Raw genomic sequence first — 8,944 nt, 5'->3', positions numbered from 1 at the left:
TTATGTAATACAATAACTATCCACTAATTTCTATCCACTGACCCCTAGCATGTACCTGTAACGCGACCCATAGGGAGTCGTTACATTGAGTTGTTTCGGGACTCGCCGTTACGCAGTCTCACATCCTGTTCGACTTGGCTCCACGGCGTCTTTCTCGCTCATTCGCCATCCATGGCTCATGTCGCATTTGCGACGCTCTCTAAGGATCGCTGCAAATGCTCTCGCGAGAAAGCTTCGAGTCCCACTTTAATATTATGTAATACAATAACTATCCACTAATTTCTATCCACTGACCCTAGCATGTACCTACCGGGACTCGAACCCGGACCCCAGGCTCCGGAGGCCTGTACTCTATCCATTGAGCTATAGGTACGTTTACAAATGAGTCTTTTGGAGAGACTGGGGCTGTCAAATGCAAATCCTAGATCGGTTGAAAGGAAAGTCCTTGAAAAAGGAATCGGGTATGAAATCCTCTTCCTAAAGAAAGAGGTAGGGATGAAGGTTTCGTATTCAGGGGACGGACTTTTTTTTCGGAAGGTCGTTTTCGTTTTTATATTGGTTTTGGTATGTGGAGTTTTTTCTCCGATCTTTTCGGTGAGCGAAGAGGAAGAAGAAAGACTTTTGGAAAAAGCGCTCGTTGAAAGCGCGGTGACTCCGGGACAAAAACAAGCGATTGCGAATTATCTCAAAGCGACCGCATTCGCCAAAAGAGCCAGAGCCGGAGAACTCAGAGAGTTGGCGAAACTTTCCAGAGGAGAAAAATTTCTTCAGGCAAGAGTTCGTAAAGAAAAACTTTTTAAAATGGCGGATTCCTTGGAGCGTCAGGCGAATCGTCATGAAACGACTCTCAAAGAATTTCAAATCGAAAGCCGTTGATCTCAAAATCGAAGAATACGTTTTAAAAAAATCTCCAGACATTCCTGAACGATCGAATCCGGTCCTTTTTCGCCGTTGATCCGGATCGTTTCCGCGGGAAGAATTTTCTCGTAGGCGGAATGAATTTTTTCGAGTTGAGCCAGCGTTTCGAATCTTTCCTTTTCCACCTTTCTTCGGTTTAATCTTTCGAGCGCGATCTCGGGACTCAGATCCAAGTAAAATAGAAGATCGGGAATTTTAAAGTTTCTCTTTAAATTTTTTTCGATGATCGTTTCCGGAGATAAATCGTCTCCGCTCTGATAGGCGGCGGTGGAATACATATAACGATCCAGCAAAACGTTCTTTCCGGAGTTTAAAGAAGGAAGGATGTTTTGTTTTAAGGATTCTTCCCTATCGTTTAAAAAGGCTTCGATTTGTTCTTCCTTTCCGAGTTCGATTTCCCCTCTTAAAAATTTTCGAAGATACTTTCCGGTTTCAAAATTTGTGGGTTCGGTAAAGACGACGGAAGGAATTGCACGTTCGACGAGTTTTTCGGTCAATGACTTGCAAAGAGTCGACTTACCGCTTCCGTCGATTCCTTCAAAAACTACAAAGATTGATTTTTCGATCTTCATTCTTACGGTTCCGATTCAATTCTTGACAAAGGAGGATTTGTACGAAATCATTCTTTCTATCTACAAGAATTCTTTTGGAAATCAAGAATCCAATGAAAATTCCGTCATGAACTCATATTTTTCGCTTCTGAAACATTTCGGATTAATTTTTTATCTCGGGTTCTTTTCTTTTTTTTGTATTTCACAAACAAAGACTACCGAATCGGAGATTCCGACCATTCTTTCCGAAGAATCCGTTCCCGCCGATCCTCACTCTTCTTTTCGGAACCATCCTAAGGATAAAATTCCGGTGTATCATATCTTTGAAGAAGTTTATCCGAGTTCCTCGGCGAGTTCGGTTTCGATTCATACCGAAAAAACGGTCAAATCCCGGTTCGTTCATTCCAAGGGCGGACCTCTTATGGAAAAAACTTTGGTAACCCTCGGTTACGGAATCATTTTGAATCAACAGGGTTACATTCTCACCAACGCTCACGTAATCGGAACTTACGATCATCTTATCGTAAAATCCAAATCCGGTAAATCCTACGAGGCGATCATAGTAGGTCAGGATAAAAAAATCGATTTAGCGATTTTGCAAGTAACTCCGGACGAAGATATCGTTCCCGTGGAAAAGCTGGATTATTATACCTTGCAAAGAGGAGAGGCGGCGATTCGGAGATACATCAACGCAAAAAATCAGATCAAAAAAAATCGGGAATCCAATCACCCGAAATTCAAACTCAAAACCCACGGATCTTCTTTGTAAATCTTTCCGTTTCCTAAGATGAAAACGGAAACTCTTTTCTTGAGTTTCCGGTCTAAGGATCGAAGACGAAAGGGATTCTCTTTTTCGTCCAAATACAATTCTTTTAACCGAATGTGTACACTCGAAGACTTGCTTCCAAATCTAACTTGACAGTCACGGAAGCGAGCCGATCCTTTCAGGTACCAAGCGGAGATTCATTTTCAGAGGGATAGAATTCAATGAAAAACATGGAAAAACTCAAATATGTTGCGGTCGTAAGCATTTCACTTCTGCTCGGGGCATTTTTATCTCCTGTGATGTTTTGTGGAACCGGCCGAAACAGTCCGCTCTTTCTAAACGCGAAGGGCGATAAGGAGCCGAGTCCTGCGACTCGTCAGGCGATTACGATTCAACAAGCCTTTGAGGAAGTTTATCAAACCGCATCTCCGAGCGTAGTTTCGATCGCTACGGAAAGAATTCAAAACGTTCCCGCTCATCCCGGACCTTTCGGAGATCCGTTCTTCGACCAATTTTTCGGCAAAGGTCAAAGCGGCGGCGGTAGAGTGATGAAACAAAAACAAACCGGACTCGGTTCGGGTATCATCCTCAATACTCAAGGATTTATTTTAACCAACGAACACGTTGTGCGCTCCATGGACAAACTCACCGTTCGTTTGAAAACGGGTAAGACGTTTAACGCGGAACTTGTCGGTTCCGATCCTGTGATCGACTTGGCTCTTTTGAAAATCAAATCGGAAGGAGAGATCGTTCCGATCGAACTCGGAGATTCTTCCGCGGTAAAAGTAGGGGACTGGGCGATCGCGATCGGCGCTCCTCTCGGATACGAACAATCTCTCACCGCGGGGATCGTAAGCGCCGTCGGTAGAACCGGAATCGATAACAGCGGAGTTCATTATCTTCAAACGGACGCCGCCATCAATCAGGGAAATTCCGGAGGTCCGCTTCTCGACATCAACGGTCGTGTGATCGGAATCAATCGTATGATCGCTTCCCAGAGCGGAGGTTCGGTGGGAATCGGTTTCGCAATTCCGATTAACGAAGCGAAGGCGATCATGGAAGAATTAAAAACCACCGGAAAGGTCAAACGTCCCGCGCAAGCTTGGCTCGGAGTTGGAGTGGATTATCTTCATGAAGACGACGCTAAGAAGTTGAATATTCCCGGAGGTGCGGTCGTCGTTCAGATCATGAATGATTCTCCCGCGGATCGCGCGGGGATTCAATTGATGGACGTGATCACTGAAATTTCGGGAGCTAAGACCAATTCTCCCGAAGAAGTGGTCAGCACCGTGAAAAAGAGTAAGGTGGGAGATCGTATCACCGTTACGGTTGTGCGTCAGGGAAACGTTTCCAGAATCTCGATCCAACTCAAGGAAAGACCGAACTGATTGGCAAAATCCCATACGCTCAATCCTGAAGAAGAATTTGAAGAAGAGTCGGGCCTTCGTCCTTCTCTTCTTTCCGAATTTATCGGCCAGAAAGAAGTCCTCAATAATCTTACGGTTTACGTTCAAGCCGCTAAAAATCGAAAACGCGCACTCGATCACGTTTTGATCTCCGGTCCTCCCGGACTTGGAAAGACGACTCTCGCGGGAATCGTCTCCAACGAACTCGGAACCAGGCTTACCATCACCTCGGCTCCCGTGATTACCAAAGGCGCGGATCTTGCCCGCCTTCTTACGGGTATGGGTGAGAATGAAATCCTTTTCATAGACGAGATCCACACTCTTCATAAAAAACTGGAAGAGATTCTTTATCCTGCGATGGAGAATTACATGATCGATCTCGTGATCGGAGAAGGGGTCACCGCTCAGATGGTTCAAATTCCTCTGAAACCTTTTACCTTGGTCGGAGCAACGACAAGAAGCGGGCTGATCAGCGAACCTCTCAAAAGTCGTTTTGGAATTCAACTCAGACTGGATTATTACAACGACGAAGAGATGAAGGAAATCGTTTTGCGCTCCTCTCGAATTTTGAACGTCAAGATCGAAGACGACGCCGCGCTGGAAATCGGAAAACGTTCCCGCAAAACTCCTCGGATCGCGAATCATCTTTTGAAAAGAATTCGGGACTTCAGCGAAGTTGAGGGGAATCTTTCCGTGAAAAAGGATCTTTGTCTCAAGGCATTCGAAAAGATGGGGATTGACGACCTGGGACTGGATGTTATGGATAGGCAGATACTCGGTTGTATGATTGATCGTTATAAAGGCGGTCCGGTCGGGCTCAAGGCGATCGCAGTCGTAGTCGGTGAGGAAGAAAAAACCATCGAGGATACTTACGAATCGTTTATGGTTCGGATCGGACTGATCAATCGGACTCCCGCAGGTCGGGTGGCCACCGAAAAAGCCTATCGGCAATTGAGGCGAATGGAAGATTTTTCCGTACATCATGGACAAGACCCGACTTTATTCTGAATATTCCGGAATTCCCGAAGACGATCGGAGACTGATTTACGCTTCCTTTCTCGTTCTTGCACTCGCGTCTTTTTTTACGGCGCATTTACTCACACGCAACATGCTCTGGAAAATTCTCGGCAGCGAACCCATGGTCAAAATGGAAAGCAACGAGGAAAAAGAAAAGATTTACGAGGTTCTTCTCGAACAGGATTTCGTGGATAAAAACGTAAAGGACGAATATAAGGCTCTTTCCAACGTGGACGCCGCCGGAGCCGGTGGAATTACGAAGAAGGAAGGATTTCATTCCGCGAGTCCCTTTCGCGAATTTATCATGGGAAGCGTGGCGAGGAGAACTTCCGAAACTCAAAAGCAACAATCTCAAGAAAAGAACGATGAAAAGGTTTTTGAAGTCGGGATTTATAAGATCGATCCGGTTCAGACGTCTAACACGGATAATACGAAACAAAGCACTCAAACCTACGGAAGAATGACGAAGATTCCGTTTAACTATCGATTCGAACAGGACTTTCTTTTTCGTTGGGACGGAAATCAGGCCCTTTCGATTCCGAGAAAAAAACTCGCGGGTTACGAATACTTCAAACGGATGTTGAAACAAATCGAAGGCAGTTTTGCTCCTCCCGGCGGAGGTAACTATGCGTACCAGGATATGGCGGGAACCGTAGTTCGAGAAGGAATTCTTCCGGGGCAGGTCAAAGTTCTTTTTATGTTAAGCGAAGGCGGCCAGGTTTTGGATACGAAACTCGTTTCGAGTCAGGGTCAAGACGTGGTCAGTCAGGCTTGTGTCGATTCAATCCGAGGACAAAATTTCGGAAAGGTTCCCGAGGAAGTGAAAGCGCAGGGAATGATCTTCGGAATCAACTTTATCTTTCCGATGATGCGCCGCTGATTTTTTTGGTAAAACCGGTTGACTTTGTTATAATTATTCTTACGTTATTGAGATATGAAAGCTGTCGGGGTTAAAAATCTTAAAGAAAACCTGAATACGTTTTTACGCCTTGTGAAAGAAGGTGAAACGATTCTTGTGACCGATCACAGTCGAATCATCGCCGAAATCAAAAAACCCGCTTCCGATACTCTAAATTCGGATTTAACCGTCGAAAGTTATATCGAGAAAGAACAAAAAAGCGGTCTTCTTCTCAAAGCAAAAAGAAAATCTACCGTTTTAAAGCCGCCTTCCAAAGTAAAAGAAAAATTCCAGTTGGATTGGATGAAAACATACTATGAAGATAGGGATTGATTTCCCTTTTCATGCCTGTCTATATCGATACTAGTTTTTTTCTTTCCATCATTTTTGAAGATACCAATTACGAGCTATCGTATGAAAGTTGGATACAAGACGATTACAGATTTTCTTCCAGTCTGCTCGAAATCGAATCATTCGTCAATATTCATAAAATCTACAGAGAAAATCGAAAGGTTTTAAGTAAAACTTGGCTAACGGAAAAATTGACCAGGCAAAAAGACCTTTTATCGGAGATTCATTTAAAACGAATCGGTTCCGAAATTTATGAAAGAATTCGGAAAAATGAAAAACTGACCTTTTTGAAATCCTTGGATTCGATTCATTTGAGTACCGCCTCGTTGATCGCGGACGTTTTGAAGGACCGTATTACGATTTGTACTTACGATAAAAACATTAGAAAAATTGCATTTGATATGAATTTTAAACTTTGTGATTTTTCGTGAAGGAAAATGCTTATTAGTAAATTGGAATATTCAATTCAAATAAATTTTCCGAGCCTTTGGATCGGAAGTCGTAAACAGCCCCCAGTTTTTCGGATCGCATTCGGATGCTGCTCATTCCGATTCCCGCAACCTCTTCCGAGTCGATCTCGAATTTTTTTCCGTCGTCCGTCACTTTTAAGATCAGATTTTTTTCTTCTTTTTTCCAGGAAATTTGAATCTTCTTCGCCTCGGAATGTCTGAGAATATTGGATGCGACTTCTAAAAAGATTTTTTGAACGTGCAGACATTGGTCCAAATGGATGAAATCCGAAACTTCCTCGATTTCCATTTTAACTTCCATACTTCCGGTGCGTTGGATCCTATCTCCGTATCTTTTGATTACGTCTTCCACGAGTTCTTTGTTGTTTCCCTGATGATGCATTAGGAATACGATGTCTCTCACGTTTGCAATGAGTTGATTCACTTCCGATTTAAGCTTTTTTAATGTGGAATCGTTTTTGTCCTTGGATTCCAACTCAAAAAGAATGGCGGTGAGTTCGGAGCCTATCGAATCGTGAATATCCGAAGCGATCCTCGTTCTTTCCTGCGCCTGTAGTTTGAGCTGTTCGTTGTATTTGATTTGGAGTTGCGCCAATTCTTTTGCTTTTTCCAAATCTTCCGCAAATCTCGAAGAAATAATATAAGAATTTAATGCGACAAAGGCTATAAGTCCCAAAGGAAAACTGTACGGATATAAGGCGTAAATTTCGTATAAACCGTAAATTCCGTCGTTCATCATCGTGAACGCGAAAACGAAACCTGTAAGAAGTTCCTTGGCTTTGAAAGCGGTCGCAGTGCCTATAATCAAAACCAACGCGTAAAGCGGCGGAAAATACATAAACCAAGAATAAGACGCGACTATATCGCGTTCGTTTAATGAGAAAATTCCGAATAAAAAAATCGTACTCGTTCCGATCGCGATTTGAATCCATTTCCGATTGAACTGAGCCGGGAACATTTTTTTAAGCATCAGAAAAGAGGTGGGAAAGAACGCGACCTCGCAAAAAAATTTAATTCGTATTCTCAGATCCAAAGAAAGATTCGGGAGAGCCGTAAATTGAAGTTCCGAGGTTATAAACGAATATCCGGAAACTAAAAAACAAAACGCCGCGAAATATAGGGGGATCAGATCTTTTCTATAAGAAAAAAAGAATACGATATGATAGATTCCGAAAGAAAAGATAACGACGATCAAGACGATCTCTCTCCATTCTTCTTTTTTTTCCTCCAAATCGATCGCATTTCCGGTTCCGATCCGGAACGGTTTTCGAATTCCACCTTTGAGATAATTTCCTTTGAAGGTGGAAACGGTTACCGTGATATAAAAATCTCCGGAAGGAACCGCCACGTTCGTAATCAAGGGATGGGCTAAAAACGTCGTGTCTGAAGGACCCGTTCCCGGAGAACCGTTGGAATAGACCTTTTGTTCGTCTAAGTAGACTTCGTAAACTCCGGGAAGTCTGGGAATTCTGATCTTTAAATCGGATCGTTTATGCTCGCATAACACGCGCAGGCGATAGGTCGCATAACCTTCCGGAGTAAAGTTCGGATCGTAATCCCTCCAAATTCCGGGAACCGGAAAGTAAGACGGGGCTTTAGCGGTCGGACGATTTCCGTAAGCCGGTTCCTTCCAATGGAATTCCCAGTTTCCGTCCAGTGTGGTAATGTTATGATCGAGATCGAAGTTTCGAAGATCAACGACTCCTTTTTCGGCGATCGGCGCTTCCTTTGAGGTTTGGAAAAGCGAACATCCCGTCAAGATTCCAATAAATATGAGAAAAACAGAAAGTACGAATATTCTTGCCGTGTACATTTAAGGATATCCGGGAATGTCGCGAATGATTCCCATTCTTCTCCCTCGGATAATGGCTTCTGATTTGGAATGTACTTCCATCTTTTTATAGATCTTTTCGATATGTCGGCTGACCGTATGACTGGAGATATCGAGTTCGTCCGCTATGTCCGGAACCGTCATCCCAAGCGCGATAAAGTTGAGAATCTGCAGTTTTCTTTTCGTAAGTCCCAGTGTGTTTTGGTTTTCGATCGGCGGGTTTTGGGTTTCTTCTTTTTTTGTGAATTCGCGGATGATTTTGTCGGCGATTCTGGGAGTAAGCGGCGCGCCTCCCAACACGATCACTTTGAGTTCGGCGAGAAACAGTTCGGGAGACGTGTCCTTCAAAAGATATCCGGACGCTCCTCCTTGGATCGCCTCTACGATTTTTTCCTCGTCTTCAAAAACGGTAAAGATCACATATTTAGTGTTAGGTGTTTTTTCCTTGAGCACTTTGAGGCATTCCAATCCGCTTTTCCCGGGAAGTCCGATATCCAAGATTACGATGTCGGGTTCGTTTTCCGGAATCTGTTCGATCGCCTTTTGAGCGTCGGGATAGTGTTTTAAAAATTGAAAATCGGAGGACTTAGAAAGAAGTTCCTGAAGATTGCGAGCGGTGTGTTGGTTGTCTTCGACGATGGAAACCAGATGAGTTGATTTGGTCTCCTGCGGAATTTTTTGTCGTATCATCGGGTTTGATTATACGAATTCGTCCAAGTCGGTAAATTATTTTTTT

At 43.6% G+C, this 8,944-nt stretch carries 10 protein-coding genes and 1 tRNA gene; 7 read left to right on the top strand and 4 right to left on the bottom strand.

Going from position 1 to position 8,944, the window contains the following annotated elements:
* Positions 1-301: 301 nt before the first annotated feature.
* Positions 302-373 (bottom strand) — tRNA-Arg (locus LEP1GSC194_RS13880).
* A 122-nt stretch (positions 374-495) separates the two neighbouring features.
* Here LEP1GSC194_RS13880 and LEP1GSC194_RS13875 point away from each other — a divergent pair.
* Complete coding sequence (locus LEP1GSC194_RS13875) at positions 496-876, top strand: LIC10421/LIC12816 family protein (protein ID WP_017809435.1); 381 nt, start codon at positions 496-498, stop codon at positions 874-876.
* 2 nt (positions 877-878) lie between these two features.
* Here LEP1GSC194_RS13875 and tmk read toward each other — a convergent pair whose 3' ends face one another.
* Complete coding sequence (gene tmk, locus LEP1GSC194_RS13870; protein ID WP_020774139.1) at positions 879-1,490, bottom strand: dTMP kinase; 612 nt, start codon at positions 1,488-1,490, stop codon at positions 879-881.
* Between the two features lie 106 nt (positions 1,491-1,596).
* Here tmk and LEP1GSC194_RS13865 point away from each other — a divergent pair, with 106 nt between their 5' ends.
* The 6 genes from LEP1GSC194_RS13865 to LEP1GSC194_RS13840 all read left to right on the top strand — a co-directional run bounded on the left by LEP1GSC194_RS13865 (position 1,597) and on the right by LEP1GSC194_RS13840 (position 6,338).
* Positions 1,597-2,238, top strand: a complete 642-nt coding sequence (locus LEP1GSC194_RS13865; RefSeq protein WP_051185248.1) for a trypsin-like peptidase domain-containing protein — start codon at positions 1,597-1,599, stop codon at positions 2,236-2,238.
* Between the two features lie 218 nt (positions 2,239-2,456).
* A complete protein-coding gene (locus LEP1GSC194_RS13860; RefSeq protein WP_020774147.1) occupies positions 2,457-3,623 on the top strand; it encodes a S1C family serine protease in 1,167 nt (388 codons plus the stop codon).
* Complete coding sequence (gene ruvB, locus LEP1GSC194_RS13855) at positions 3,624-4,649, top strand: Holliday junction branch migration DNA helicase RuvB (protein WP_017808559.1); 1,026 nt, start codon at positions 3,624-3,626, stop codon at positions 4,647-4,649.
* Entirely contained in the window at positions 4,624-5,538 is a 915-nt protein-coding gene (locus LEP1GSC194_RS13850) for an energy transducer TonB (RefSeq protein ID WP_017807997.1), read from the top strand. The genes ruvB and LEP1GSC194_RS13850 overlap by 26 nt, the downstream gene beginning before the upstream one ends.
* A 54-nt stretch (positions 5,539-5,592) precedes the next feature.
* Positions 5,593-5,889 (top strand): type II toxin-antitoxin system Phd/YefM family antitoxin, encoded by a 297-nt coding sequence (locus LEP1GSC194_RS13845; RefSeq protein ID WP_020774150.1) that lies wholly within the window; start codon positions 5,593-5,595, stop codon positions 5,887-5,889.
* Positions 5,890-5,900: 11 nt separating this feature from the next.
* On the top strand, positions 5,901-6,338 hold the full coding sequence (locus LEP1GSC194_RS13840) for a PIN domain-containing protein (RefSeq protein WP_020774144.1): 438 nt from the start codon (positions 5,901-5,903) through the stop codon (positions 6,336-6,338).
* 13 nt (positions 6,339-6,351) lie between these two features.
* On the opposite strand, the gene LEP1GSC194_RS13835 is transcribed toward LEP1GSC194_RS13840, so the two are convergent.
* Positions 6,352-8,190 (bottom strand): sensor histidine kinase, encoded by a 1,839-nt coding sequence (locus tag LEP1GSC194_RS13835; RefSeq protein ID WP_020774167.1) that lies wholly within the window; start codon positions 8,188-8,190, stop codon positions 6,352-6,354.
* Positions 8,191-8,898 carry a response regulator gene (locus LEP1GSC194_RS13830; protein ID WP_020774129.1) on the bottom strand — a complete coding sequence of 236 codons (708 nt, stop codon included), beginning with the start codon at positions 8,896-8,898 and terminating at the stop codon, positions 8,191-8,193.
* Positions 8,899-8,944: the final 46 nt, after the last annotated feature.

This window comes from Leptospira alstonii serovar Sichuan str. 79601 (assembly GCF_000347175.1).
Lineage (GTDB): Bacteria > Spirochaetota > Leptospiria > Leptospirales > Leptospiraceae > Leptospira > Leptospira alstonii.
The sequence above is the reverse complement of the archived record's forward strand: the minus strand, read 5'-3'. Positions and strand labels throughout refer to the sequence as shown.

What these genes read in the sequence shown, in the direction of transcription:
- LEP1GSC194_RS13860 (WP_020774147.1), top strand. Translation starts at nt 2,457, where the DNA reads ATGAAAAACATGGAAAAACTCAAATATGTTGCGGTCGTAAGCATTTCA.
- LEP1GSC194_RS13840 (WP_020774144.1), top strand. Translation starts at nt 5,901, where the DNA reads ATGCCTGTCTATATCGATACTAGTTTTTTTCTTTCCATCATTTTTGAA.
- LEP1GSC194_RS13850 (WP_017807997.1), top strand. Translation starts at nt 4,624, where the DNA reads ATGGACAAGACCCGACTTTATTCTGAATATTCCGGAATTCCCGAAGAC.
- tmk (WP_020774139.1), bottom strand. Translation starts at nt 1,490, where the DNA reads ATGAAGATCGAAAAATCAATCTTTGTAGTTTTTGAAGGAATCGACGGA.
- LEP1GSC194_RS13835 (WP_020774167.1), bottom strand. Translation starts at nt 8,190, where the DNA reads ATGTACACGGCAAGAATATTCGTACTTTCTGTTTTTCTCATATTTATT.
- LEP1GSC194_RS13875 (WP_017809435.1), top strand. Translation starts at nt 496, where the DNA reads ATGAAGGTTTCGTATTCAGGGGACGGACTTTTTTTTCGGAAGGTCGTT.
- LEP1GSC194_RS13845 (WP_020774150.1), top strand. Translation starts at nt 5,593, where the DNA reads ATGAAAGCTGTCGGGGTTAAAAATCTTAAAGAAAACCTGAATACGTTT.
- LEP1GSC194_RS13865 (WP_051185248.1), top strand. Translation starts at nt 1,597, where the DNA reads ATGAACTCATATTTTTCGCTTCTGAAACATTTCGGATTAATTTTTTAT.
- LEP1GSC194_RS13830 (WP_020774129.1), bottom strand. Translation starts at nt 8,898, where the DNA reads ATGATACGACAAAAAATTCCGCAGGAGACCAAATCAACTCATCTGGTT.